Annotated in this window: 21 protein-coding genes, 1 tRNA gene and 2 pseudogenes; 21 read left to right on the forward strand and 3 right to left on the reverse strand. The window is 70.4% G+C overall.

The genetic code is table 11. The annotated features are described in order from the left end of the window. The first annotated feature begins 26 nt into the window (after nucleotides 1-26). On the forward strand, nucleotides 27-1,757 hold the full coding sequence (locus O7622_RS15320) for a CTP synthase (RefSeq protein WP_282313965.1): 1,731 nt from the start codon (nucleotides 27-29) through the stop codon (nucleotides 1,755-1,757). 34 nt (nucleotides 1,758-1,791) lie between these two features. Next, a complete protein-coding gene (locus tag O7622_RS15325) occupies nucleotides 1,792-2,397 on the forward strand; it encodes an NUDIX hydrolase (protein WP_282313966.1) in 606 nt (201 codons plus the stop codon). Nucleotides 2,398-2,458: 61 nt separating this feature from the next. Here O7622_RS15325 and O7622_RS15330 read toward each other — a convergent pair whose 3' ends face one another. After that, nucleotides 2,459-2,773: a TM2 domain-containing protein gene (locus O7622_RS15330; protein ID WP_282314150.1), complete on the reverse strand. Its 315-nt coding sequence runs from the start codon at nucleotides 2,771-2,773 to the stop codon at nucleotides 2,459-2,461. Between the two features lie 225 nt (nucleotides 2,774-2,998). On the opposite strand from O7622_RS15330, the gene ald reads away from it, so the two are divergent. The 19 genes and pseudogenes from ald to O7622_RS15425 all read left to right on the forward strand — a co-directional run bounded on the left by ald (nucleotide 2,999) and on the right by O7622_RS15425 (nucleotide 21,921). Beyond that, on the forward strand, nucleotides 2,999-4,114 hold the full coding sequence (ald, locus tag O7622_RS15335) for an alanine dehydrogenase (protein ID WP_282313967.1): 1,116 nt from the start codon (nucleotides 2,999-3,001) through the stop codon (nucleotides 4,112-4,114). Nucleotides 4,115-4,125: 11 nt separating this feature from the next. Continuing rightward, complete coding sequence (locus tag O7622_RS15340; protein WP_282313968.1) at nucleotides 4,126-5,097, forward strand: site-specific tyrosine recombinase XerD; 972 nt, start codon at nucleotides 4,126-4,128, stop codon at nucleotides 5,095-5,097. Between the two features lie 193 nt (nucleotides 5,098-5,290). Then, complete coding sequence (locus O7622_RS15345) at nucleotides 5,291-6,214, forward strand: AAA family ATPase (protein WP_282281611.1); 924 nt, start codon at nucleotides 5,291-5,293, stop codon at nucleotides 6,212-6,214. Nucleotides 6,215-6,255: 41 nt separating this feature from the next. Further along, nucleotides 6,256-7,230 (forward strand): ScpA family protein, encoded by a 975-nt coding sequence (locus O7622_RS15350; protein WP_282313969.1) that lies wholly within the window; start codon nucleotides 6,256-6,258, stop codon nucleotides 7,228-7,230. A 4-nt stretch (nucleotides 7,231-7,234) separates the two neighbouring features. Beyond that, on the forward strand, nucleotides 7,235-8,236 hold the full coding sequence (scpB, locus tag O7622_RS15355) for an SMC-Scp complex subunit ScpB (protein ID WP_282313970.1): 1,002 nt from the start codon (nucleotides 7,235-7,237) through the stop codon (nucleotides 8,234-8,236). Next, the gene (locus O7622_RS15360; RefSeq protein ID WP_282313971.1) at nucleotides 8,223-8,993 is read left to right on the forward strand and encodes a pseudouridine synthase; all 771 of its coding nucleotides are present in this window, start codon (nucleotides 8,223-8,225) and stop codon (nucleotides 8,991-8,993) included. The genes scpB and O7622_RS15360 overlap by 14 nt, the downstream gene beginning before the upstream one ends. A gap of 171 nt (nucleotides 8,994-9,164) precedes the next feature. Beyond that, the gene (cmk, locus tag O7622_RS15365) at nucleotides 9,165-9,845 is read left to right on the forward strand and encodes a (d)CMP kinase (RefSeq protein WP_282313972.1); all 681 of its coding nucleotides are present in this window, start codon (nucleotides 9,165-9,167) and stop codon (nucleotides 9,843-9,845) included. Nucleotides 9,846-10,089: 244 nt separating this feature from the next. Further along, nucleotides 10,090-11,499: a ribosome biogenesis GTPase Der gene (der, locus tag O7622_RS15370; protein WP_282313973.1), complete on the forward strand. Its 1,410-nt coding sequence runs from the start codon at nucleotides 10,090-10,092 to the stop codon at nucleotides 11,497-11,499. A gap of 158 nt (nucleotides 11,500-11,657) precedes the next feature. Then, nucleotides 11,658-11,731 (forward strand) — tRNA-Pro (locus O7622_RS15375). Between the two features lie 119 nt (nucleotides 11,732-11,850). After that, nucleotides 11,851-12,363 (forward strand): hypothetical protein, encoded by a 513-nt coding sequence (locus O7622_RS15380; RefSeq protein ID WP_282313974.1) that lies wholly within the window; start codon nucleotides 11,851-11,853, stop codon nucleotides 12,361-12,363. A 1,757-nt stretch (nucleotides 12,364-14,120) separates the two neighbouring features. Beyond that, nucleotides 14,121-14,462 carry a hypothetical protein gene (locus tag O7622_RS15385; RefSeq protein WP_282314151.1) on the forward strand — a complete coding sequence of 114 codons (342 nt, stop codon included), beginning with the start codon at nucleotides 14,121-14,123 and terminating at the stop codon, nucleotides 14,460-14,462. Between the two features lie 417 nt (nucleotides 14,463-14,879). Next, nucleotides 14,880-15,101, forward strand: coding sequence for a transposase (locus O7622_RS15390; RefSeq protein WP_282313975.1), 222 nt, complete (start codon nucleotides 14,880-14,882; stop codon nucleotides 15,099-15,101). Beyond that, nucleotides 15,098-16,024 carry an IS3 family transposase gene (locus O7622_RS15395; protein ID WP_282313976.1) on the forward strand — a complete coding sequence of 309 codons (927 nt, stop codon included), beginning with the start codon at nucleotides 15,098-15,100 and terminating at the stop codon, nucleotides 16,022-16,024. The genes O7622_RS15390 and O7622_RS15395 overlap by 4 nt, the downstream gene beginning before the upstream one ends. Before the next feature lie 817 nt (nucleotides 16,025-16,841). Next, the gene (locus O7622_RS15400) at nucleotides 16,842-17,414 is read left to right on the forward strand and encodes a hypothetical protein (RefSeq protein ID WP_282313977.1); all 573 of its coding nucleotides are present in this window, start codon (nucleotides 16,842-16,844) and stop codon (nucleotides 17,412-17,414) included. 47 nt (nucleotides 17,415-17,461) lie between these two features. Continuing rightward, nucleotides 17,462-17,605 (forward strand): hypothetical protein, encoded by a 144-nt coding sequence (locus O7622_RS15405; RefSeq protein ID WP_282313978.1) that lies wholly within the window; start codon nucleotides 17,462-17,464, stop codon nucleotides 17,603-17,605. 577 nt (nucleotides 17,606-18,182) lie between these two features. Beyond that, on the forward strand, nucleotides 18,183-18,905 hold the full coding sequence (locus tag O7622_RS15410; RefSeq protein WP_282313979.1) for a hypothetical protein: 723 nt from the start codon (nucleotides 18,183-18,185) through the stop codon (nucleotides 18,903-18,905). Between the two features lie 179 nt (nucleotides 18,906-19,084). Next, nucleotides 19,085-19,267 (forward strand): annotated as a pseudogene (locus O7622_RS15415) (IS5/IS1182 family transposase); the annotation flags it as partial. Nucleotides 19,268-19,614: 347 nt separating this feature from the next. Further along, nucleotides 19,615-21,018, forward strand: coding sequence for a glycosyltransferase (locus O7622_RS15420; protein ID WP_282313980.1), 1,404 nt, complete (start codon nucleotides 19,615-19,617; stop codon nucleotides 21,016-21,018). A 141-nt stretch (nucleotides 21,019-21,159) separates the two neighbouring features. Then, on the forward strand, nucleotides 21,160-21,921 hold the full coding sequence (locus O7622_RS15425) for an ISAs1 family transposase (RefSeq protein WP_282313981.1): 762 nt from the start codon (nucleotides 21,160-21,162) through the stop codon (nucleotides 21,919-21,921). Here the strand turns inward: O7622_RS15425 and O7622_RS15430 are convergent. Both O7622_RS15430 and O7622_RS15435 read right to left on the reverse strand, forming a co-directional pair. Beyond that, nucleotides 21,914-22,190, reverse strand: a pseudogene (locus O7622_RS15430) (tyrosine-type recombinase/integrase); the annotation flags it as partial. The gene O7622_RS15425 and the pseudogene O7622_RS15430 sit on opposite strands and share 8 nt — an antisense overlap. 25 nt (nucleotides 22,191-22,215) lie before the next feature. Beyond that, entirely contained in the window at nucleotides 22,216-25,215 is a 3,000-nt protein-coding gene (locus tag O7622_RS15435) for a BTAD domain-containing putative transcriptional regulator (RefSeq protein ID WP_282313982.1), read from the reverse strand. Nucleotides 25,216-26,154: the final 939 nt, after the last annotated feature.

The following is a 26,154-nucleotide window of genomic DNA, read 5'->3' on the forward strand; positions in this document are numbered from 1 at the left end:
CGCTACGGACGACACGGGAGCAGGCCTTGGCCCCTACAGCACGGACGACCAGGCACATTTTCGTCACCGGGGGCGTCGCCTCCTCGCTGGGTAAGGGCCTCACCGCCTCCAGCCTCGGCAGTCTGCTGACCGCGCGCGGACTGCGCGTGGTGATGCAGAAGCTCGACCCGTACCTGAACGTCGACCCCGGGACGATGAACCCGTTCCAGCACGGCGAGGTCTTCGTCACCGAGGACGGCGCCGAGACCGACCTCGACGTCGGGCACTACGAGCGGTTCCTCGACCGGGATCTCTCCGGCAAGGCGAACGTCACCACCGGCCAGATCTACTCGGCGGTGATCGCCAAGGAGCGGCGCGGGGAGTACCTCGGCGACACGGTGCAGGTCATCCCGCACATCACCAACGAGATCAAGGCCCGGATCCGCGGCATGGCCGACCCGGACGCCGACGGCCAGGTGCCCGATGTGGTGATCACCGAGGTCGGCGGCACCGTCGGCGACATCGAGTCGCTGCCGTTCCTGGAGTCGATCCGGCAGATCCGCCACGACCTGGGCCGGGACAACTGCTTCTACCTGCACGTGTCGCTGGTGCCGTACCTGGCGCCGTCCGGCGAGCTGAAGACCAAGCCGACCCAGCACTCGGTGGCGCAGCTGCGCAGCATCGGCATCCAGCCCGACGCGCTGGTGCTGCGCTGCGACCGGGAGATCCCGGAGAAGGTCAAGGAGAAGCTGTCGCTGTACTGCGACGTCGACCGGGAGGCGGTCACCGCCGCGCCGGACGCGCCGAGCATCTACGACATCCCGAAGGTGCTGCACCGCGAGGGCCTCGACGCGTACGTGGTGCGCCGGCTCGGCCTGTCGTTCCGCGACGTGGACTGGACCCGCTGGGACGACCTGCTGGAGCGGGTGCACCAGCCCCGGCACACGATCACCGTCGCGCTCGTCGGCAAGTACGTCGACCTGCCCGACGCGTACCTGTCGGTCAGCGAGGCGATCCGGGCCGCCGGGTTCGGCCACCGCGCCCGGGTGCAGCTCAAGTGGGTGCCCAGCGACGACTGCGTCACAGCGGCCGGCGCCGCCGCCGCGCTGTCCGGCGTCGACGGCATCGTGATCCCCGGCGGCTTCGGCGTCCGCGGCATCGAGGGCAAGGTCGGCACCGCCCGGTACGCGCGGGAGAACGGCATCCCGCTGCTGGGCCTCTGCCTCGGCCTCCAGTGCATGACCATCGAGGTGGCCCGCCACCTGGCCAACCTCGACGGGGCGAACTCGCTGGAGTTCGACGAGGAGGCCGTGCACCCGGTCATCGCCACCATGGCCGACCAGGAGGACATCGTCGCCGGGCGCGGCGACCTGGGCGGCACCATGCGGCTCGGGGCGTACCCGGCGAAGCTGGCCGAGGGCTCGATCGTCGCCGAGGCGTACGGCAGCACCGAGGTCAGCGAGCGGCACCGGCACCGGTACGAGGTGAACAACGCCTACCGCGACCAGCTCACCAAGGCCGGCCTGACCATCTCCGGCACCTCGCCGGACGGGCGGCTGGTCGAGTTCGTCGAGCTGGACCGCAACCTGCACCCCTTCTTCGTGGCCACCCAGGCGCACCCGGAGCTCAAGAGCCGCCCCACCCGGCCGCACCCGCTGTTCGCCGCGTTCGTCGGCGCCGCCGTGGCGTACTCGCAGGCCGACCAGCTGCCGGTGGACCTGGACGGCGCGTCGAAGAGGGCCGGCCGCGGCGGTGGCGCCAAGGCGTCGGCGAAGTGAGCGGCCGGTCCGCGCGAACGCGCGGGGAGGCGGCGTGAGCGGCGTCGAGCACCGTTACGAGGTGACCGGCCGCCGGGAGATCTGGTCCGGCCGGATCTTCTCCGTGGTCAGCGACGACGTCACCATGCCCGGCGGCGGCAGCGCGACCCGCGACTACGTGCGGCACGTCGGCGCGGTCGCCGTGGTGGCGCTGGACGACGCCGGTCAGGTGGTGCTGATCCGCCAGTACCGGCACCCGGTCGGCCGGTACCTGTGGGAGCTGCCCGCCGGGCTGATGGACGTCGACGGCGAGGACCTGGCCGCCGCCGCGCTTCGGGAGCTGGCCGAGGAGGCGGACCTGACAGCGGGCCGCGTCGACGTGCTCGTCGACCTGCACAGCTCGCCCGGCTTCGCCGACGAGGTGGTCCGGGTCTTCCTGGCCCGCGACCTCGCCGACGTGCCGGCCGATCAGCGGCACGACCGGCACGACGAGGAGGCCGACCTCCGGGTGGTCCGCGTGGACCTGGACGAGGCGGTGCGGATGGTGCTGGCCGGCGAGATCACCAACGCGTCCTGCGTGGCCGGTCTGCTCGCCGCCGCCCGCGCCCGCGACACCGGCTTCACCGGGCTGCGCCGCCCGCAGGCGCCGCTGCCGCGCTGATCCGCAACGACGAGGGGCCGCCCGGCGCACTGCGCCGGGCGGCCCCTTCCTGCGCCTGTGGTCAGTCGCGCAGCGGGCGTCCCTGCCCGTCGACACCGCCGTTGACGAGGATCAGGATGCCGTCGACGAGGCCCCAGATCGCGCCGAGACCGCACGTCACGAGCGTGACGATGAGCTGGATGACACCGGTCTTGGTGTCGCCCATGTAGAACCGGCCGATGCCGAAGCCGCCGAGCAGGATCTGAAGCACACCCGCGACGACCTTGCTCTTGTCCGAGACGCCCTGCGGGTACTGCTGATAAGGAGTGGTCATGAGCGGACACAATAGTGATCGGTTCACGTCCTGTCGGCCTCGCCGCTCAGCCGATGGGAAGATGTCATCGAAGTTTGTCCTCTCGGCGGATGGCGTCTCCACCGGGCAGTCCGAGGCATGCCTGACACACCGTCAGGACCGGCGGGCACCGGATGTCACAGTGTCGCCGTCAGTGGGCTTCCCACGGGCCTAGACTGCCGCCGGCGGGACAGGAGGACCGCGCCGGCAACGGAGCCGGCGCGGCCGCGCAGTCGGGGGTGAGCCGCCCCGGAGGAAGGTGTCTGCATCGTGAAGGTCGGAATCCCCCGCGAGGTCAAGAACCACGAGTACCGGGTGGCGATCACGCCCGCCGGAGTCAACGAGTTCACCCGCCACGGCCACGAGGTCTTCGTCGAGGCCGGCGCCGGCGTCGGCTCCAGCATCACCGACGACGAGTTCGCCGCCGCCGGCGCGAAGATCCTGGCCACCGCCGACGAGGTCTGGGACACCGCCGACCTGGTGCTCAAGGTCAAGGAGCCGATCGCCGAGGAGTACCACCGGATGCGCGAGGGGCAGGTGCTGTTCACCTACCTGCACCTGGCCGCGTCCCGCGACTGCACCGACGCGCTGGTCGACCGCAAGGTCACCGGCATCGCGTACGAGACGGTCGAGCTGCCCGACCGCTCGCTGCCGCTGCTCGCCCCCATGTCCGAGGTGGCCGGCCGCCTCGCCCCGCAGGTGGGCGCCTTCTACATGATGCGTACCGGCGGCGGGCGGGGCGTGCTGCCCGGCGGCGTCTCCGGCGTGTACGCGGCCAAGACCGTGGTCATCGGCGCGGGCGTGTCCGGCCTGAACGCCGCCGCCATCGCGCTCGGCCTGCAGTCCGAGGTGCTGCTGCTCGACAAGAACGTGGCCCGGCTGCGCCAGGCCGACGCCATCTACCGGGGCCACCTGCAGACCGTCGCCTCCAACGCGTACGAGATCGAGCGGGCCGTGCTCGACGCGGACCTGGTCATCGGCGCGGTGCTGGTGCCCGGCGCGAAGGCCCCGAAGCTCATCTCCAACGAGCTGGTCTCCCGGATGAAGCCGGGCAGCGTGCTCGTCGACATCGCCATCGACCAGGGCGGCTGCTTCGAGGACTCGCGCCCGACCACGCACGCCGACCCGGTCTACAAGGTCCACGAGTCGATCTTCTACTGTGTGGCGAACATGCCCGGCGCGGTGCCGAACACCAGCACCTACGCGCTGACGAACGTCACCCTGCCGTACGCCCTCGAACTGGCCAACCAGGGCTGGCAGCAGGCGCTGCGCAACGACCCGGCGCTGGCCCTGGGCCTGAACACCCACGCCGGCAAGGTCGTCTACGGCCCGGTCGCCGAGGCGCACGGCATGGACGTGCTGCCGCTGGACGAGGTGCTGAACTGACCGACGCCGCTGTGCGCAGGGCCGGCGCGGAACCCGCTCCGGCCCTGCGCCGTGCGGTCCGGACCTACCTGGACCACCTCACGGTCGAACGCGGGCTGTCCGCGAACACGCTCGCCTCGTACCGCCGGGACCTGGACCGCTACCTCGCCACATTGGCCGCGGCCGGGGTGGACGACCTGGCCGCCGCCGGGCCCGCGCAGGTCGAGGCCCACCTGGCCCGGCTGCGCGCGGGCGACGACGACCACCCGCCGCTCGCCGTCTCCTCCGCCGCCCGCGCGGCCAGCGCGGTCCGCGGCCTGCACCGCTTCGCGCTGCGCGAGGGACTCGCCGGCGCCGACCCCAGCCGCGACGTCCGCCCGCCCGCGCCGCCGCGCCGGCTGCCCCGCGCGCTGCCCGTCGACGCGGTCCTGCGGCTGCTGGAGGCCGCCGACCTGCCCGGCGCCACCGGCGACGCCGCCGCCCGCGCGCTGCGCGACCGGGCGTTGCTGGAATTCCTGTACGGCACCGGCGCGCGTATCTCCGAGGCGGTCGGCGCCGCCGTCGACGACCTCGACCTGGACGCCGGCGCCGTGCTGCTGCGCGGCAAGGGCGGCCGCACCCGGCTGGTCCCGGTCGGCGGGTACGCGGCCGACGCGCTGCGCGCCTGGCTGGTCCGGGGCCGGCCGGCGCTGCTCGCCGCCGGGCGCGGCACCCACGCGGTGTTCGTCAACGCCCGCGGCGGCCCGCTCACCCGGCAGGGCGCGTGGACCGTGCTGCGCACCGCCGCCGCACGCGCCGGCCTGCCGGTCGACGGGCCCGACGCGGTCTCCCCGCACACGCTGCGCCACTCGTACGCCACCCACCTGCTCGACGGCGGCGCGGACGTGCGAGTGGTGCAGGAACTGCTCGGCCACGCGTCGGTGACCACCACCCAGGTCTACACGCTGGTGACTGTGGAGCGGCTGCGCGAGGTGTACGCGACAGCGCATCCGCGCGCCCGCTGAGCGCCGGCGTGGTGAGCCCGGTTGACGGGCGGCCGACACGCCGACCCGCTACCGAACGCGCTGCTGGCCGGTGGCGTACAGTCGGCATCGGCGCGGGCCTCCAGGTGCGACGGACCGGGGGTGCGCAGCGGCGCCGCGAGGGACGTCGGACGGCTCCGACGCCGGGTGGTCGTCGGGAGGGGGCAACGAGGACATGGCAGGAAACGGTGACCGTGCCGAGACCTGGACGTCGGAGCTCCGTGAGCAGCAGGCGACGCTCGGTGCCGATCTCGGCCCCGCCGACCCGGCCGCGTACACCATGCGCAAGCCGATCCCCGAACCCATGCCGACCGACCGGCACGGCCCGGCGCGGATCATCGCGATGGCCAACCAGAAGGGCGGCGTCGGCAAGACCACTACCACAATCAACCTGGGCGCGGCCCTGGCCGAGTACGGCCGCAAGGTGCTGCTCGTCGACTTCGACCCGCAGGGCGCCCTCTCCGTCGGGCTGGGCGTCAACCCGCACAACCTGGACCTGTCGGTCTACAACCTGCTGATGCAGGACGACGTCACCGCCGAGGACGTCCTGATCAAGACCGACGTGGCCGGCCTGCACCTGCTGCCCGCCAACATCGACCTCTCCGCCGCCGAGATCCAACTGGTCAACGAGGTCGCCCGGGAGATGGCCCTGGCGCGGGTGCTGCGCACCATCCGCAAGGAGTACGACTTCATCCTGATCGACTGCCAGCCCTCGCTGGGCCTGCTGGCGATCAACGCGCTCACCGTCGCGCACGGCGTGCTCATTCCGCTGGAGTGCGAGTTCTTCAGCCTGCGCGGTGTGGCGCTGCTGCTGGACACCATCGACAAGGTACGCGAGCGGCTCAACTTCGACCTGGAACTCGAAGGCATCCTCGCCACCATGTACGACAGCCGCACCACCCACTGCCGCCAGGTGCTGCAGCGGGTGGTCGAGGCGTTCGGCGACAAGGTCTACCAGACCGTCATCACCAAGACGGTGAAGTTCCCCGAGTCCACGGTGGCCGGTGCCCCGATCACCACCCTCGACCCGGCCTCCTCCGGCGCGCGCAACTACCGGCAGCTCGCCCGGGAGGTCATCGCCGCCCAGACGGACCGGTAGGGCGCACGCCGGCCGCCCGCCGCGTCGTCTACGGTTTCCCGGTGACCGCACCGCCCCTCGACCCGCCGCACGGCACCGGCACCCCCGCCGCTGCCACCGAGGTCGACGGCGGGGTGTCCGCCGGCTCGGAGGTCAGTGGCTTCACGGTCCGGCTGGACAACTTCACCGGCCCGTTCGACCTGCTGCTCCAGCTGATCAGCAAGCACAAGCTGGACGTCACCGAGGTCGCGCTGCACCGGGTGACCGACGAGTTCATCGCGTACCTGCGCGCCATGGGCGACCAGTGGGACCTGGACGAGACGAGCGAGTTCCTGCTCGTCGCCGCGACACTGCTCGACCTGAAGGCGGCCCGGCTGCTGCCCTCGGCCGAGGTCGAGGACGAGGAGGACCTGGCACTGCTGGAGGCGCGGGACCTGCTGTTCGCCCGGCTGTTGCAGTACAAGGCGTACAAGGAGGCCGCCGCGCACATCGCCGAACTGGAGGGGGTCGGCGGCCGGCGCTACCCGCGGGCGGTCACACTCGAACCGCGGTACGCCGAGGCGCTGCCCGACCTGGTGCTCGGCATCGGTCCGGAGCGGCTGCGCACGCTCGCGGTCAAGGCGATGAGCCCGAAACCGGTGCCCGAGGTCTCCATCGCGCACGTGCACATGGTCCGGGTCAGCGTCCGGGAACACGCCGGCATCATCGCCGACCGGCTGCGCCGGGCCGGGGTCGCCACGTTCTCGCTGCTCTGCGCCGACTGCGAGATGACGCTCGAGGTGGTGGCGCGGTTCCTGGCGCTGCTGGAGCTGTACCGGCAGGGGCTCGTCGCGTTCGTGCAGGAGCAGGCGCTGGAGGAACTGACCGTCCGCTGGACCGGCCCGGCCGACGGCGATGCCGAGCTGACAGTCGACGAGTACGCCGGCACCCCCGAGCCCACGACCACGTCCGTCCCCGCCGCGCCCGCCGACGACGCCGCATCCGACGCCGCCGTGCCCGCCGAGACGGCGGGCGAACCCGCACCGACGCAGGAGTGAACGGATGAGCGACCAGGAACGCCGCGACTCCCTGGCGGACCAGGCCGCCGCCTGGGTGCCCCCGTGGGAGCGCCCCGCACCGTCCAAGCCCGCCCCGGACGACTCCGACCCGCCCGCGGAGCAGCCGGAAATCGAGATCGCGGACACCGCCGGTTCCCGAGAAGCAGATCTCGACGCGACACCGGAACCGCCCAATCGTGGAAACGAGGAACCCTCAGCGGAGCCGACTCCTTCCAGGATCGCCGCAGCTCTCCCGGCCATGCCGGATCTTGGTACGGGGGCGCCCGCCGAGGGGCGGGACCGTACCAAGATCTCGGGAGAGAGCGGGGTGGGGGACGACGTCGGCACGACGGCGCGGGACGCGGCGCAGCGGGCGGACGGGGGAGGGGGTGCTGAGGGCGTACCGCACAAGCGGGGACGGCGGCGGGCCGTGCCGGAACCGGTGCCCGCGCCCGTCCTGGACGACGCGGAGCTGCGCGGCGCCCTGGAGGCGATCCTGCTCGTGGTGGACCAGCCGGTCAGCGAGCTGGTCCTGGCCGAGGTGCTCGAACAGGCGCCGGAACGGGTCGGCGCGATGCTCGACGAGATCGCGGCCGGATACACAGCAGTAGGGCACGGGTTCGACCTGCGCCGGGCGGCGGGTGGCTGGCGTCTCTACACCCGGCCGGAATACGCGACGTACGTGGAGCGGTTCGTACTGGACGGGCAGTCGGTGCGGCTGACCCAGGCCGCGCTGGAGACCCTGGCCGTGGTCGCCTACCGGCAGCCGGTGACCCGTTCCCGCATCTCGGCCATCCGGGGTGTCAACTGCGACGGGGTGCTCCGTACCCTGGTGGGTCGCGGCCTGGTCGAGGAGTGCGGCACCGAAGCGGACAGCGGCGCCTACCTCTACCGGACCACCACGATGTTCCTGGAGAAGCTGGGGCTGAACTCGGTGGACGACCTGCCGCCGCTCGCCCCGTTCCTTCCCGACGACGTAGAAGAGCTTGCCGATGCGACGCGATGACCGTGCCCCGAAGCCCGACGCCCCCGTGTACGAGGGCGCCGAGCGCCTCCAGAAGGTGCTCGCCGCCGCGGGGGTGGGTTCCCGGCGCGCCTGTGAAGACCTGATCTTCCGCCGCCGGGTCACCGTCAACGGTCGGGTGGCACAGCTCGGCGACAAGGCCGACCCGGCCCGCGACGTGATCGTCGTCGACGGGGAGCGGCTCCAGGCCGACGTCCGCCTGGTCTACGTGGCGATGAACAAACCCCGCGGGGTGGTCACCACCATGGCTGACGAGAAGGGCCGCACCGAACTCGCCGACTTCATCGGCGCGCGGCTGGAGCAGCGGGTCTACCACGTCGGGCGACTGGACGCCGACAGCGAGGGCCTGCTCCTGCTCACCAACGACGGCACCCTCGCCCACAAGCTCATGCACCCGTCGTACCAGGTACTCAAGACCTACCTCGCCGAGGTGGCCGGGCCGATCCCGCGCAGCCTGGGCAAGCGGCTGACCGCCGGCATCGAACTGGAGGACGGTCCGGTGAAGGTGCACGGTTTCAAGGTGGTCGACACACTGGGCAAAACCGCCCAGGTGGAGCTGACCCTGCACGAGGGGCGCAAGCACATCGTCCGGCGCCTGATGGCCGAGGCGGGACACCCGGTGTCCCGTCTGATCCGTACCTCGATCGGTCCGATCAAGCTCGGCGACCTGCGTACCGGGCGGCTGCGGCGGCTGACCAACGCGGAGGTCGCCGCCCTGTTCAAGGCGGTGGGTGACTGACCCGCCGATCCGGGTACGGCTCCCGGTAGGCTTCGACGCGGTCCGCGGGCCGGCACACGCCGGCCCGGCGGGACGCCCGCGCGGCGCGGGCAGAATTGACGACAGAACCATCCGCTCAACGGCGCCCGACCCACCGGGCGACCTGCGAGGTACGGGCTGAGGAGGACAACGGTGGAGGAAAACGTACCGGCCGGGCGATGCGTGGTCGCTGTGGACGGGCCGTCCGGTTCGGGGAAGTCCACCGTGTCGCGGCGACTGGCGACGGGCCTCGGCGCCCGCTACCTCGACACCGGCGCCATGTACCGGGCGCTGACCTGGGCGGTCCTGCGCTCCGGCGTGGAACTCACCGACGCCGAGTCGGTGGCCAAGGTCGCCGCCGAGGCCGACCTCCGCATCGGCACCGACCCCCACGGGTACGCCGTGACGGTCGACGGCACCGACGTGTCCACCGCCATCCGCGGCGCCGAGGTGACCAAGGCGGTGTCCGCGGTCGCCGCCGTCGCCGCCGTACGCGAACTGCTCGTCGACCGGCAGCTGCGGGTGATCGCCGACGCGGGCCGGATCGTGGTCGAAGGCCGGGACATCGGTTCGGTGGTCGCGCCGGACGCGGACCTGAAGGTGTACCTGACCGCCTCCGAGGCGGCGCGCGCGAAGCGGCGCAGCGCCGAGGACGCCGCCGACGTCGCGGCGACCGCCGCCGACCTGGCCCGCCGGGACCGGCTCGACTCGACCCGCAAGGTCAACCCGCTGCAGCAGGCCCCCGACGCGGTGGTGCTGGACACCACCGAGCTGGGCATCGACGAGGTCGTGGCGCGTCTGCGGGACATGCTCACGGAGCGGGGTGCCGCGTGAGTGCGAGGAGTGAGCGGGTTGTGCGAGCCCCGCAGTCGCGATTGAAGGGCGGCATCGCGTGAGTGCGAGGAGTGAGTGGGTTGTGCGAGCCCCGCAGTCGCGATTGAAGGGCGGCATCGCGTGAGTGCGAGGAGTGAGTGGGTTGTGCGAGCCCCGCAGTCGCGAACGAAGGGCGGCATCGCGTGAGTGCGAGGAGTGAGCGGGTTGTGCGAGCCCCGCAGTCGCGAACGAAGGGCGGCTCGGCATGAGTGACGACGATTTCGGTGGCTGGGTGGAGCTGCGCGAGCCGGAGGCCGACTCCGGTGAGCCGTCCGGCCCGCAGCCGGTGGTGGCAGTGGTCGGCCGTCCCAACGTCGGCAAGTCCACGCTGGTCAACCGCATCATCGGCCGCCGGCAGGCGGTCGTGGAGGACATCCCCGGCGTGACCCGGGACCGGGTGCCCTACGACGCGCAGTGGAACGGCCGGGCGTTCACCGTGGTGGACACCGGCGGCTGGGAACCCGACGCGAAGGACCGGACCGCGGCCATCGCCGCCCAGGCCGAGATCGCGGTGGTCACCGCCGACGTGGTGCTGTTCGTGGTGGACGCCATGGTCGGCTCGACCGACGTGGACGAGGCCGCGGTGAAGATGCTGCGCCGCAGCGCCAAGCCGGTCATCCTGGTCGCCAACAAGGCCGACAACACCACCATCGAGATGGAGGCGACCGCGCTGTGGTCGCTCGGTCTCGGTGAGCCGTTCCCGGTCTCGGCGCTGCACGGCCGCGGCTCCGGCGACCTGCTCGACGCCATCCTGGACGCGCTACCAGAGGCACCGAAGATCGTGGAGAACCGGCCGCGCGGCCCGCGCCGGGTAGCACTGGTCGGCCGTCCCAACGTCGGCAAGTCCAGCCTGCTCAACCGCTTCTCCGGCGAGGAGCGGGCGGTGGTCGACTCGGTCGCGGGCACCACAGTCGACCCGGTCGACAGCCTGGTCGAGATCGGCGGCGAGACGTGGCAGCTGGTCGACACCGCCGGTCTGCGCAAGCGGGTCGGCAAGGCCAGCGGCACCGAGTACTACGCCAGCCTGCGCACCGCCTCGGCGATCGAGGCGGCCGAGGTCGCCGTGGTGCTGATCGACTCCAGCGAGGTGATCAGCGAGCAGGACCAGCGGATCCTCACCATGGTCGTCGAGTCCGGCCGGGCGCTGGTCATCGCCTTCAACAAGTGGGACCTGGTCGACGGCGACCGCCGCTACTACCTGGACAAGGAGATCGACCGGGAGCTGCGGCGCATTCCCTGGGCGATCCGGCTGAACCTGTCCGCCAAGACCGGCCGCGCGGTCGACAAGCTCGCGCCCGCCCTGCGCAAGGTGCTCGCGAGCTGGGAGACGCGCATCCCGACCGCGCAGCTCAACCAGTGGCTCACCGCGCTGGTCCAGGCCACCCCGCACCCGGTACGCGGCGGACGCGCACCGCGCATCCTGTTCGCCACCCAGGCCGGGGCGGCCCCGCCGCGCTTCGTGCTGTTCACCACCGGCCCGCTGGACGCCGGCTACCAGCGCTTCGTGGAGCGCAAGCTCCGCGAGGAGTTCGGCTACGAGGGCAGCCCGATCGAGATCTCGGTACGCCCGCGCAAGAAGCTCGGCACCGGCGGCCGGGGCAAAGCCCACGGCTGACCCTCCGGTTGCAGCCTTGTCTCTCGTCGCCGCCGCCCCCACCCTCCTAGGACGCTTTAGAGGGTGTGGCGTGCGGCGCGGGAGGGGCCTCTGCGCACGGTGCGAAGATCCTGCGCTAAGCTGTATCGGCTGCCGCGGGGGAGACCTGGCGGAGGCATCGGGACGTGGCGCAGCTTGGTAGCGCACTTGACTGGGGGTCAAGGGGTCGTCGGTTCGAATCCGGCCGTCCCGACTGGTATTCACCAGCGGATATAGAAGATCGTCTGTGATCTTGCGGTAACGCTGGCGGTAACGGAGATCGCTTAACGTGGGCTGCATCCCTCGATCCCGTTACTGCGGAGGTGCAGCCGCATGGCTGTCTACAGCTACCGCCTCGCCAACGGCCAAGCCCGCTGGTTCTTCATCATCGACCTTCCGCCCGACACCAACGGGCGCCGTCGCCAGCACAAGCGGCAAGGGTTCCCCAACCAGGCCGCCGCGTTGAAGGCGGAGGACGAAGCGCGCGCCGCGTACGGCGGAGCGGATCTCGGCGCCGACGGCAGCGTCGCCGCGGAGTTGGAGAGCTGGGTCAACGAGCGCGAGTTGGACGTTCAGGAGACGACGCTCAGCAACTACCGGGACGTCATTCGTTGCTACATGGTGCCGCACATCGGCGGCCGGCAGCTCTATGCACTCGACAAGCGGGTCATCCACGACCTCTACAAGAAGCTACTGAAGAGTGGCGGCAAGAACGGTGGGCCGCTGTCGCCGACCACCGTCCGCATCGTCCACCGGATCCTGATGAAAGGCGTTGGGCGACCTCGGAGTCAACGTCGACGGTGTACGGCAGCCCCGGCAGGCCGAGCGGGAGACGATGGGGCGTAAGGGCGTCTGGACGCCAGCGCAGTCGGCGAAGTTCCTGAAGCACCACGCCGACCACCGGCTGCGTGCCGCGTGGGTGCTGGCAATCGTGGTCGGTGCCCGGCGAGGGGAACTGGCCGGTCTCAAGTGGCCGCGTGTCGACCTTGACCGTGGCGTGCTGCTGCACTGGCAACGCACCACCACCAGCAACGGGGTGGTGGAGAAGGCGCCGAAGGGTAAAAGCAAGCGGGCGGTAGCGCTCGGGCCGGCCCTGGGGTCTGCTGCACCGATGGACCGTTCGGGCGGATCAGTCGCACTAACGGTGCCGCCTGTCGACCGCTTGTAGTTCCTTCACACCGAAGAGGTCACTGGTTCGATCCTCGGGAGGTGCGGGCAACGGTACGCTCGCTGTAGACCAGTGCGGCCGCGATAAATGCGGGCACAAAGGACGCTGCCAGCCCGAGCTGGCCCAGTTCGACCCATGCTGGATGTATTCGACCGAATGCGGCCGGAAGTGCTTCATCAATCCCCGTTGGTTCGTCAGATAGCCATAGCCACCCCCCGGACCCGCAACAGCAAAGCACGCTAAGCAGGCTCGTTGCGAGGGTGACTACTCGCGCACTCTGCTGACCCGTCCTGACCCACCACGCAACGCCAACCAATATGGGCGCGAAGAAAAGTGCATACCACAGGGTAAGCCGAGCTTCGAAATGGAAGTAGGACGCCTTGAGTGCGACCGAGCTGCTGTCTACCGGGACGCTGGAGCGACCCGCTGCATCGTTTACGGCAGCGTCGATGCCCCCTTTGGCATATGCGGCGGAAATCGCCGCGAATATCAGCAACGACGCCTGAAGAATCAACAATGTGCTTGCGATGTTGGCTCCCAGTGGGAGACGGCGAGGCGGCAGCCCGCGGGCTGAGTTCGTGCTAGTTGGAACCATGAGGTGATGCTAGATGGCGATCGACGCCGAACACTTGTCAGGGTGACGTGCAGTGATCGACCGAAACCGTGACGTTGGTCTGCCACACCAGCTCGGCCCGGCTGGGGTGACTAACCGAGTGACGATCGGTGCGGACCCCAGTGGACAAGTACCGACGGTGGCGGACCGCGCCCGCAGGTCAAGGGCCAGGGAACAGCAGCTCACGTGGCGGTGCTGGTTGCTTGGGGGTCAAGGGGTCGTCGGTTCGAATCCGGCCGTCCCGACGCAGGTCAGAGGGCTGATCCGGATATCGGGTCGGCCCTTTCCGGCGTTCTGGGGACCACACCGGTCAAGTGCGCCGCCCGGTAGCGCTCCTTGACCGCTGGTCAAGTTTCAGGTGCCTACCTGGGTCATTTGCCGAATTGCTCGTTCTCTGGATCAAGGCGGCCTGCAAGCGGGCCGCGCCGGCTCGGCCTCGGCCTGCTGGCGGCGCAAGCGCCGGCATCGGCCGGGCCGGCCGGCCACGCTGACGGAACCACCAAGGGCACAAGGGCTGAGGCGGGACGATCGCCGTCGGGCTTGCTCCCCGTTGAGGTTGGGGCGATCGGCTGCCGCGCAGCGGAGCTGCTTGCCCGCGGCCTCTCGTTGGTCGCCGCCCGCGGTTCAACGGCGGTGAGGACCAGGGCCTGACCCGTTGCCCTGGGTGCCCGATCCTCTGCGCCACCCGCCCGGCGCCAAGGGCGCTGCGCGTCGGCATGCCTGGCACCTATCCGGGGGACCGGGGCAGACTGGCGGCTATCCGCCCGAGGACCTGGACGGTCTACGACAGCATGTTGATCCAGAGGGGCGGCCTTGGACAACGTGAACAGCGGCGAATCAACGGTGACCGTCCCGCTTGACCGGGCGATCGAGGTAGCTCGCTTTCTTGAGTGCCTCACCCGCTCGATTGACCGGATCGGTTCACGGGAGGCGAGCGGGACGGCAGACGACGAGACCCTCGACCGGTTCATCACCGAGTGGCTGATCGGCCCTCAAGCGTCTCGGGCGCGAGCGGTCCTGTGGGATGCCGTCAGCCAGGTAATCGGCGAGGAGGCGATGGAGGAAATCGCTGAAGGAGTACCCAGTTTCCCGGACACCCCTCCTGAAAAGGTGAGACGGCTTCGGCAGGAGCTGTCGGCGCGGCAGAAGGTGCTCGGTGGGTAGCCGTCTCTCAGGCGGACGAGAGGGATGGGAGTCAAGGGCGCGTAGATGGCTGGTCGTGTCCGGCATTGGCCATCCGTGGGCCAGTAACCGTGGCGCGCAGCGGTCATGACCGGGCGCCAGCGGCATTTGGCTCTGCCACCGGCCGCAGGCGTTTCGGGCATCACGACCGGTTGACCATGCTCTCCCAAACTGACGGTGCGAGCACAGCCGGCCCGGTCCCGCCGTGCCCGTTGGTGCCCGTAGGGATGCGGGACGACGGTCAACTGAGGTTCCCCCGGTAGGTCGGAGGCTTTCGATCATGCTCTGATGGAGCTGAAGGGAGTCATCCGTGGCAGCACCGAAGAAGTACCCCGATGAGCTGCGTGAACGTGCGGTGCGTTTGTATCGGGAGTCGGACCCGAAGCCCGTGATCCGCAATTGGCCCGCCAGCTTGGCGTGCATCACGAGGCGTTGCGCAACTGGATCCGCCAAGACGAAGCCGACCGAGGTCAGCGTGACGACCGGTCGACCAGCGGGGAGTTGGAGGAGTTGCGTCGGCTGCGGCGGGAGAACGCCGAGTTGAAGCGGGCCAACGAGATCCTCAGGGCTGCCTCGGCTTTTTTCGCCTCGGAACTCGACCCGACCCGGCGACGGTCGTGACGCTCGTCGACGAGCTACGCGATCGCTTCGGGGTTGAGCCCGTTTTCCGGGTCATCGGCGTGGCCGCCTCCACCTACTACGGCTGGCTCACCCAGGCCGCCAACCCCTCCGCTCGCCGACGCAAGGACGCCGAGCTGGCGGTGGAGATCGCGGAGATCCACGATGTCTCGGGCGGCACCTACGGCAGCCCACGGGTGCACGCCATGCTGTGCCGGCAAGGCCGCTGGGTGGGCCGCAAGCGGGTCGAGCGGTTGATGCGCGAACACGGTCTGCAGGGCGCGTTCCTGCGCAAGAAATGGCGCATCCCGTCGACCCGGTCGAACCCGAAGGCGACACCGGCTCCGGATCTGGTCAAACGGCAGTTCACGGCGGCGGCGCCGAACCGGCTGTGGGTCGCCGACGCCACCCGGATCCCCTGCGGGCAGAGCGTGTTCTGGCTCGCCGCGGTGCGGGACGTGTTCTCCAACCGCATCGTGGGCTGGCGGTGCTCCGACCGCTGCGACACCGACCTGATCCTCGGCGCCCTCGAATACGGCATCTGGTCCCGCGACATCCGCGACGGCCAGTTGATCCACCACTCAGACCGCGGGTCGAACTACACGTCGTTCCGCTTCGCGCAACGCCTGGCCGACAACGGCATCCTGCCCTCGATGGGATCGGTCGGCGACTCGTTCGACAACGCGCTGATGGAGAACTTCTGGTCGACGTTGAAGATCGAGCTGGTTTACCGCAACTCCTGGCGGACCCGCGACGAAGCCGAAAACGCGATCTTCAGCTACATCGACGGCTGGTACAACACCCACCGCATCCAGAAAGACCTCGGCTGGCGATCCCCAGACGAATACGAAACCGCCTGGCACACCCACCAGGCACAGCACCACGAGCCAACTATCGTTCAGCCTGAGCCCAGCGGTGCCAGGTAACCAACCCTCCGGCGAACCGGGGGAACCTCAGTGCCGCGGTCGGTCTCGTGCTTGATCCGGGCGTACTCCGCCCGGGCTTCCTTCCTGGTGTCGAAGATGTACGTCCGTTATTGGCCCGGCCGTGCCACAGCGACTCTCCGATTTCCGAGAGGCAATGAGGTCGCGAACTGGACGGGCATCGGCAGTGCCTGCGCCTACAGCGAAGCTCCGGTCCGCGAACTCGTGCCGCGCTGTCGGCTCCGCCTGAAAACTGGCTCTGGCGCACATTTCGTGATTGATCATGGCGGCGTCCATGGTGTGGCGAGGACTCGTTGGCGAAGGAGGTCGAGGTTCGCGCGGCCGTACATCTGTCGTGTGATCGTCTTGATGCGGTTGACCTGGCTTTCGACTGGGCCTTAGCTCCAGGGCTGGGTGAGGCCGGCGACGACGGCAGCCGTTTGAGCGATGGCGACCACCTGACGGGCTGGCACGGCAGGCGGACGCCGACCCAGCCGCGACCCCCGACATAGGGCGGGTGGAAGGAGGTGCGCGCGTTCGCCGCGACCAGTTCGGTGGCCGCGCCAGTCGGCACGGCGTGCCACAGGTGGAGGAACTCGTCGTGGTGGTGGCCGTCGAGCCAGACGGTGGTGAACGACTTCTTTCCCCGGACGAACCAGGTCGGGTGCCGTGGTTGAGCCGCTCGCTGACCTCGCGCAGCGCCAGGCAGGCCCGCCGGATGCGCTCCACCGTGTCGGACATCGATCCACCGTGCGACACGGGGAGGTAGGTCGATGGCGCGCGTGTCCTACTTTGCAGGTTCGAATGTCTGGAGGTGCGCATGCCGCGACCGAGGCGGGCCGTGCCGCTGCTGACCCTGGCGGCGGTCCTGACCGTGGTCCGCACCCTGCTGACCGAGGAGAGCCGCCCCGATCCGCGTGCGTTCCGGCGCTACGAGTCGCCGGGGGACCTGAGCCGCGCCGAACGCGACTACCTGGACTGGGCGCAGGGTCACATCGCGTGGGTCGTGCGCACGGCGCGCGTCCGGGCGATCCGGCACCGGTGCCTGGCGTTCACGTCCGGGCTGTCGGCGCTGGCGGTCCCGTTGGCGCTCGCGGTCGCGGCGCCGACCTGGGTGCCGGCGGTGCTCGGGTTCGTGGCCGCCGCCGGGCAGCTCGGGCAGCAGCTTCTGCGGGACTGGGAGCAGTCGCTGCTCGGGCACCAGGAGGCGGTCCGGCTGCAGAAGACGCTGCGCGTGTTCCACAGCGAGTCGGACGGGCCGCTTCCCGCCCGCGAGCTGACGCGGCGGTTCCGTGCCTTCCGCGACGCGTTCGAGGCGACCAAGGAGGAGTACGGCGGCCAGATCCTCGCCGTCCGCGGCCAGGAGCCACCGCCGGTGACCGCCGCGCCGTGAGGCCGTGGACGCATCGGTCACGGTAAGTCCACGGTCGCCGCGCGTCGATGCTCCACGAGGAGGACGCCGCGCCCGGCGACCAGGTGCGCACGTTCGACGCAGTGCTGGAGATCGCCCGCCGCTCGATGCGCCGGCCCGGACGGAGGGCCGGCTGGTCCTGCCCCGCGTGCCGGCGCGCTTCCCGGCGGTGACGCTCGCCGCCGCGCCCGGCGAGCGACGCGCGCTCATGCTGCGCGGCTACGACCACCTGGCTGACCGCCTCGCACCGGCGGATCGGCGCCTGACCAACCCTTGTCGATTGAGCAGGTTCGATGCCACGCTGGGGGAGGGCCCAACCGGTGGCCGGCGTTCTGGATGATGGGCGGCGACTGGCCCGGCCCGCCGGACGCGTCGACGCCGTTCCCGGCGCGGATGCTCGTCGACTACGTGCGCGTCTACAAATGACCTGCGGAGCGTGGGGTGGCCCGACCGCCCCGCGCCCCACCGGGGGCCACCCGTGCCCCGCCGACGGCGACCGGCGTCAGGCGACCGCGCCCCGGCGCGATCACCAGAGTGCACACTTCCCGCCTGTCACAACATCGTCATAACGCGTATCCAGGCGCCCATCAATGAGCCTTTTCCACCCGGGCGGCGCTGGTGGCTGGTGACCACTGTCGGCTTGCGGCGGGATTGGGGAGCACAACGTGCAGGGGCGAGTTCACCGGCTCCAGCCTGGGGGCCTCCGGCGAGCCGTGCGTGGCCGTGCGCCGTCGTGGCGAAAATTCACGGGTGACGGAGACCTTTGTTGCGCGGCAGGCGGCCGACAACTCACCTGCCCTGCACTACTACGTAACTCACGATGGCGCCGACGAGCCGGAGGGCCTGCTGGTTGAGGAGTTCCTGCTCGCGGCGGACTACTCCTCGGCGGGGCTGGTGAGCGGCGGCTGGAATCGAGAGGAGCGCCAGTGGCGCGACGCATCGGCCACCAGTCGGCGCCTACGCGTCGACGCTGCGCTGCGGGCCCGAGTGACGCCCGTGGGCCGGGCAGCGGCGGCGGCGTCCTACTGGGATCTTTGCGGTGCCGATCTGCTGGACGAGCCTGCACTCCGGGCGTGCTTCGGTGACCATGCCCCGCAGGCGCCGTCTGCCTTGCGGCTGAGCGGTCCCGAGGCCAGGCGCGGATTTCGAGAGACGCGCATCTATCGGATTCTTCTCACCGATGAGTTGACCCAGGACGCCCTCGCGGCACTCAGCGAGGAGTGGCAGATGCCGGTCACCGGCGACCTCGCGGATCCCGAGGTGCGTATTTTGGGTGCGGTGCGCCGCCAGGTTGCCGGCGACGCCTTCCGCTGGGATCTGCGCCGGGTGGCCGCAGGTGCCGCGTGGGGGCTGGACGTGACGTGCGATCTGGTGGGGGAACGTGACGAGGCGGTCGGCGTGCTGCTGCGCGGTCTGACGACGCAGATGCGGCAGCAGGGACTGATCCCCGTTACCATCGACCGATTTCGCTGAGCGTTCTGGCTCCCGATTGCTCGGCTCTGTTACGGTCAATGGTTCGCTTCGACGTGGTGCAGGACGAGGATGGTCTGCACGATTGCGGTGGTGCGGTGTGGGCAGCAGCGCAGCGGCCTGCTCCGGATCGGTGTCGCTGGCGTGCAGGTGGGCAGTGGCCAGGTCTAGGCGGCTCAGTGCTCGGCGAACCGCAGCCCGGAAACCGCAACGACGCCATCGTCTACCGCACCAGCGGCATCGACCAGAAGCTGGCCAGGATGAAGTACTTCAAGATCCTGCGCGACTACCGCCGCGCCGCCCACACATTGACCGACGCCGCTTCCGGCATTGCCAACCTCCACAACATCATCCTCGCCGGCTGACCACCGACCCGGCACCGGGCAACGCCTCCACCCGGTTACGAGACGTCCCTTAGCGGGAGTTCGGCAGCTGGGCGCACCGCCCTCCCAGCCAACCGAGAGAACCGACACATTAAGCAAGACGATCCACGCCGGTTGTGGCAATCTATAGGCGGTGATCGCTGCAGTGCTGGCTTTCATGGAGTAACGTCCTTGTCCATCTAGCGCCGCACTATATTGTCGTAACTCAATGGCCGGACGAACCCCTGCCGCTGACGGTCGCTCCCCCGAGCGGCTCGTCGGCGCGGTGCACTCCAGGGTCGGACGGCGCAGGTCGCCGTACAGGCGGGAAGGAGTGGCGGACGGTGCACATGACCGGAAACGACAGCGACCGAGCGGTGCTGGTCGTCGCCTACAACAGCGCGGGGATGTTCAACCCGTTGCTCACCATCGTGGGCGAGTTGAAGGCCCGGGGAGTCGGGAACGTCTGGTTCGCGTCGACCTTGGATCGCCGGGCGGACGTCGAGGGGCTGCGCGGGCCGGGTGAGGTCACCTTCGTCTCGCTCGGCCCGGCCCGGCCACAGTCGTCACCGGACACCTGGGACGACGCCACGTACCGGGCGCTGACCACCGGCGACCGTGCGACCAGCTTCGCCCGCTACCTCGACGTCAGCACCGACTACGACCACGTGCGGCAGCTCTACCGGCGCTGCCTGGACATCATCGACGAGGTCGGCCCGGCGGTGGCCGTGGTCGACAGCCTCGCCAGCTGGGCCATGGACGCCGCACAGACGCGGCGGCTGCCCTACGTGGTCAGCATCTCGCTGCCGCCCTCCAACTTCCTCCAGGAGCAGCTGCCGCCGCGCTACCCCGCTCCGTTCTCGGGACTGCCGCAGCAGATGACGCCCCGGCAGCAGGCGGCCAACACCGGCTTCCGTAACCGGCTGGTGCGGGCGCTGATGGAACCGCAGCGGCTGCGCCGCAGCCTCGCCGCCGTGGCCAGCCGGCGGGCGGCCGGCATCCCCAACCCGGAGATGCGCCCGGCGGGCTACGTCGAGGCCGCCGAGGCCCTCATGGCGTACACGGTGTTCGGCTTCGAGTACCCGTTCGCCACCGCACCGGAGAAGCTGCGGATGCTCGGCCCCGTGGTGCCCCGCGAGCTGTCGCCGGCCGACGACGACGAGCTGATGGGGTGGCTCGACGAGCACCCCTCGGTGGTCTACGTCGGGTTCGGCACCATCATGCGACTGTCGCAGGGGCAGGTGGACGCGATCGTCGAGGTCGCCGAGCGGCTCGGGCCCGGACACGCCGTGCTGTGGAAGGTGCCGGCACGCCAACGGCACCTCCTCCCGCCGGAGCGACGGCTGCCGGCCAACCTGCGGGTGGAGGCGTGGCTGCCGTCGCAGCTGCGGGTGCTGGCCCACCCGCACGTGCGGGTCTTCTTCAACCACGGCGCCGCGAACGCCATCCACGAGGCCGTCCACTTCGCCGTACCGCAGCTGGTGATGCCGTTCTGGCTGGACTGCCCCGACGGCGCGGTGCGGGCGGTCGACAGCGGGGTGGCGCTCGCCGTCGAGCGCGCCGATTCGCCGAACGTCGAGGACGTCCTGGCCAAGCTCGGACGACTGCTGGGCGAGGAGACGTTCCGGGCGCGGGCGCGGCTGTGGAGCCGGCGGATGCGCCAGGCCGGCGGGGTCACCGCCGCCGCCGACCTCGTGCTGCGGCACCGCGACGCCGCAGCCACCCGCCCGACCGCCAGGCTGGCCGTCGGCTGAACCTCGCGCAAGCCGAAAGGGCGCGCCGGTGTCCTCGGCGACGCCGACATCTGCGACCAGGCGCAGCAGCTCCTCATCCGCACCCTCGCCGTCTACCGCCGCGCCTACCCCGGTAACCCGTCGGATCCGGCTGTCGGGCAGATGCGCGCAGCCCTGCACCGCACCGCCGTCGCCGCCGCCGATCATGTGATGGCCGCCTGTGATCAGGGCACAGGTGTGGTCCTGGCCAGCACCGACGTCGACGGCAAGACCAACGAGATCACCCGCTTCCAGCCGTTGCTTGACCAGATCGGCGACCTGCGCGACACGGTGATCACCGTCGACGCGCTGCACTGCCAGCGCGACCACGTTGCCTACCTCGCCGAACGCGGCGCGCACTGGATCCTGACCGTCAAAGCCAACCAGCCCAACCTGCACACCCAACTCGCCAGCCTATCTTGGCGGGCCGTTCCCGACGCCACCCGCCACGACGATCGCGGGCACGGTCGCCGCGAGATTCGCACGTGCAAGATCCTGACGATCTCCACCGGTATCGACTTCCCGCACGCGGCCCAGGCCATCCAGGTCCGCCGGCGGCGACGACGCCTCGATGAGCCGAAACGCTTCACCATCGAGACCGTCTACGCCATCACCGATCTGCAAGTCCACCAAGCGAAACCGGATCAACTGGCCGCGTGGATCGGCCACTGGTCCATCGAGAACAGGCTCCACTGGGTCCGCGACGTCACCTACGACGAAGACCGCAGCCAGATCCGAACCGGCACCGGACCGCAGGTCATGGCCGCCCTACGCAACGCCGCCATCGGCGCCCTACGCCTCGCCGGAGTCACCAACATCGCCGCCGCCAGCCGGCACCACGCCCGCGACAGCAGCCGGACACTGGCCCTCCTCGGCATCACCTAACGACTTTGCCGGGGCCCTGGGGGCTCGGGTGGCTGCCGAGCCGTTCGAGGATGCCGGACACGTCTGGGACCTGTACCGGCTTGGCGATGTAGTACGTGTCGGTGACCTCCTCGCTGGAGTGCCCCCAGCTGCGCTGCCGCGCTCTTGGTATCGATCTCCTCCTTGGTCAGGGTGGCGACGGTCTTTCGGAAGGTGTGCGGGGTGACCCAGTCGAGGTCGGCTTCGGCGCGGGCCTGGCGCCACTGACGGCGGACGTTGTTGGGGGAGAGCCGTGTTGGGCCCGGTTACGACGACTCAGTCGTCGAGCGCCTTCAACAGTCCAAGCGTGCGCGACTCGATCAGCCGGTAACCGGCTTCGTTCGCCATGCGCAGCGCGGCCTCGGCGTGCTCGCGAGCGACCTCGGGCTGCTCGGTGGCCAGCCCCACCGCCGCCAGCCCCACCAGCGCACTCGCCTCGCACCACACGAACCGGGTCTGCCGGGCCAGGTCGAGCGCCAGGCGGTGTTCCTCGGCTGCCTCTGCTGGCCGTTCAGCGGCCAGCAACACGCGGCCGTAAGCTTCGCGTGCCCACGCCTCGGTGCCGGCGTCGCCGATCTCCTGCGTCAACGCCACTGCATGTCGCGCGTCGGCGCAGGCGCGTGGTGCGCGGTCGGTCATCGACCACAACAACGCACGTCCGCTGAGCGCCGTCGCCTCGCCGTACCGATAGCCCAGATCGCGGTTGGCGACCAGCGCCCGGTCGTACAACTCCTCGGCGGCTTCCCGGTCTCCACGGTCGCGGCGGATGCCCGCGAGGTCAACCAGAAGTACCGCTTCGTTGTACCGTGAGCCGCTCCGTTCTGCGCAGGCTAGTGCGTCCCGGATGTGCTGGTCCGCCTGTGACAGCGCGCCGAGCTGCCAGTGTGCGAAGCCGAGGTTGGCGAGGGACATGGCCTCGCCGCCGTCGTTGCGGTATTGCCGGTTGAGCTCCAGGGATTGTTGGGCGCAGTCGATTGCGGCTCGGGGGTTGCCGAGGCGCTGGTGCACCGCGCTGAGATTGTTCAACAGGGCCGTGCGTCCCTCCGGCCACCGGTCATGGGCGTTGATGCGGAGGCCGTCGAGGAGGTGTTGGCGGGCTTCCTCGTATCGGCCGGCGGTGACGTGGGCGAGGGCGATGCTCAGGTGCATGCTGGCCTGGGCTGTCAGGTCGTTCGCGGCCTCCGCGGCGGCCAACCCAGCGGTGGCTGCGGACAGCCACTCGGCGCGGCGTCCACGCTGGTGGAACCAGGCGCGTAGGGCGTCGGTGAGCTGCCAGACAAAGCGTGCATGCCCGTGGTCGGCGGCGTGGTTGATCGCCGCGATGACATTGGCTGCCTCTGCGTCCAGCCACGCCGACGCCTCGTCGGCATCGGGAAACGATTGTTGCGGGACCGGCCCGGGGAGCCTGAGGAAGTGGGGGATGAGTTGACGTCCGGCGGCGTCGGCCCTGCTGCGATAGTGCTCAAGCAGACGCTGCCGGGCGTCGTGACGGGTGGTGTCGTCGTCCTCCGTGACGAGCCGGTCCACGGCGTACTGGCGGAGCAGGTCGTGAAACCGGTATCTGTCGCCTCCCTGATGCTCGATCAGGTGCGCGGAGGCGAGGGCGCGGAGTGTCCTCGTCGCGATGGGGGGCGCGACCCCCTCGATCGCGGCGGCGACGTGGGCGGTGAAGCTGCCACCGGGGACCAGCCCGATGTGACGGAACATGCGTTGCTGAGCGGTGGGCAGGGCCCGATACGACATCGCGAAGGCCTTCGTGACCGCGCCCTCGTCGGCACCGTCGACGGTCAGGCTGGTGAGAGGACCGCCCTCGTCGAGTTCCTCGGCCAGTCCGGCGATGTGGGGATGGCCGCTCGTCTGTAGGTTCGCTGCCGCTATCCGCAGTGCCAGTGGCAGGTGCCCGCAGAGGTGGGCGAGGCGGGCCGCGGCGCCGGCCTCGACCCGGACGGCCTCGTCGCCGAGCATCGCCGCCAGCAGCCGTACGGAGTCCGTCGGGCTGAGCACGCCCAGCAGCAGAGATCGGGCGCCGGCCCGGACGACCAGCTCACCGAGCCGACGACGGCTGGTGATCAGAACGGTGCCGCTGGGCGGGATCAGCGGTATCACCTGGTCAGCGTCACGGGCGTTGTCCAGCACCAGCAGAATCCTGCGGCCGGTCATCGTCGAGCGGAACAGCGAGACCCGGCCGTCCTGATCGTCCGGAACGACGCGGGGGTCGACACCAAGCCCACCAAGTAGCTGTCCGAGCGCGGCGGACGGTGTGACGGGTGGGCGCTCGACGTCGAAGCCGCGCAGGTCGATGAACATCTGACCGTCGGGGAAGGCGTCACGTACCCGATGCGCCCAGCGCACCGCCAGCGCCGTCTTTCCGACTCCGGGGATTCCGCTGAGAACCCAGACCGTCGTGGCGCTGGGTCCGCCCGACAGCTGGTCGAGATGGGTCATCTCGTCGGTTCTGCCGATGAATCCTGGTACGTCCTGTGGCAGCTCTTCCGGACGGTGCGGGACGCTCGACAGTGCGTCGTCGCGTTCCGCCGGCAGCACCGGCTCGCCCCTGAGGATGAGCCGGTGCAGGCGGCTGAGTTCGCGTGACGGTTCCAGGCCGAGATCGTCGTGTAGCCGGGTGCGGAGATTGCGGTAGACCTCCGATGCTCGATCGGCCCGGCCCTCGAGATACAGGGCTGTCATGAGCTGACCGACGAGGCGATGCCGATAGGGCTGTCCGGCCACCTGGTCGGACACCTCGCGCACCACTCTCCTCGTGCGGCCCAGCCGCAGCAGCGCGTCCGCCCGGTCCTCCGCAGCCGTCCAGCGGGCCTCGATGAGACCCGAACAGAGCAGTTGGCGTCCGGAATCGTCGACGACGTCGAGCAGTGGCTCACCTCGCCACAGGTCCAACGCCTGGTCCAGCAACTCCACTGTGGTGAGATCGTCGGAAGAGCCTGCGGCCTGCTGGACGAGGGCGGAGAAGCGGTGTGCGTCGACTGTCGCCGGATCGGTGTGCAGCCGGTAGGCGCCGCGCTCGCTCAGCAGCTGCGCGGATGCACCGATCTGCCGGAAGGTGGCCCGTAGGCGCGAGACCATGGCCTGCACCGTCGCTCGTGCGCTGGGTGGGGGCGCCTGCGCCCAGATCAGGTCGATGAGCCGGTCCGCAGGTACCGGTCGATTGGCCTCCAGGACGAGCACCGCCAGGAGCAGCCGGGGCTGTCGTCCTCCGATGGCGACACGGACACCCTCGGACCAGATCTCCACCGGCCCGAGGACCCGAAACTCCATGTGCACTTCCCTGCCGTCGCTGCGTGTGCGGGCCGGCGCGACTCCGCTGCAAGCTTTTTGCAAGATCGCTGCATGCGCCGGCCCTGATTATGGTCGAGCCCGCTGACAGTGAGCGGGCGGTACGAGCGTGCGCTTCGCGGCGCGGCCAGCACGGGGGTGGCCGCGTACGACGAGGGGTGCGCAGAGTCCGGTGCGCTATCCGGGGGGCGACGATCGACGCATCGACTGGGCGACGGCCTTGGGGGAGAGGCAGCCGCCGGTGACGTGGCGGGCTTCGAAGATCGGTGGACACCGTGTCGCACGGCCTCGGCACCTCGCTCGCCGAGGCGATGTTCTCCGCATCGCCGGGGTGCGATGCCTGCTGGCCGAGCACGACGATCCACCGGCCGGACGCGCCGTCCCCCGGACGGCACCGGCACCGGCCGGTCATCCAATAGAGGGAGTGCGATGAGAGACCCCCTGGCCCTGCTCAGCGCGACAGTTGTGCTGGCAGCGGCCGTGTTGACCAGTGGGGCCGCGCAGGCGGCGCCCGATTCGGCCGCGGCGCCAGCCGCCGTGGGAGCCGTCGCACCGCCGCACACCGAACCGCGAGTCGCCGCCCCGCCGGTCCCGCAACCGACGCCGTTCAAGGAGGCGCCGCTCAGCACCGCCACCGGCCGGACGGCCGCCCCGCCCGACTTCGGCCCCGGAGAACGCGTGCTCTCGGCGTACCATCGGGGGAAGCTCTCCCGCGACGACGCGGTGCGGTATGGCCTGGGCGCGGTGCGCTCGCCCCGGTCGGTGCCGGCGCACCTTCGACCGACCGGGGCCATCCACGACCCGCAGCGATATCTGACATACCTGTCGATGTTGGCGGCGAGCGCCGATCCGGAGGCGGCGCGGACGATCGCGCCAGATGTCGCGGTGCCTGCCGGCGCCGCCACGACCGCCGGCTACGAC

The organism is Micromonospora sp. WMMD1076 (assembly GCF_029581475.1).
GTDB classification, from domain to species: domain Bacteria; phylum Actinomycetota; class Actinomycetes; order Mycobacteriales; family Micromonosporaceae; genus Micromonospora; species Micromonospora aurantiaca.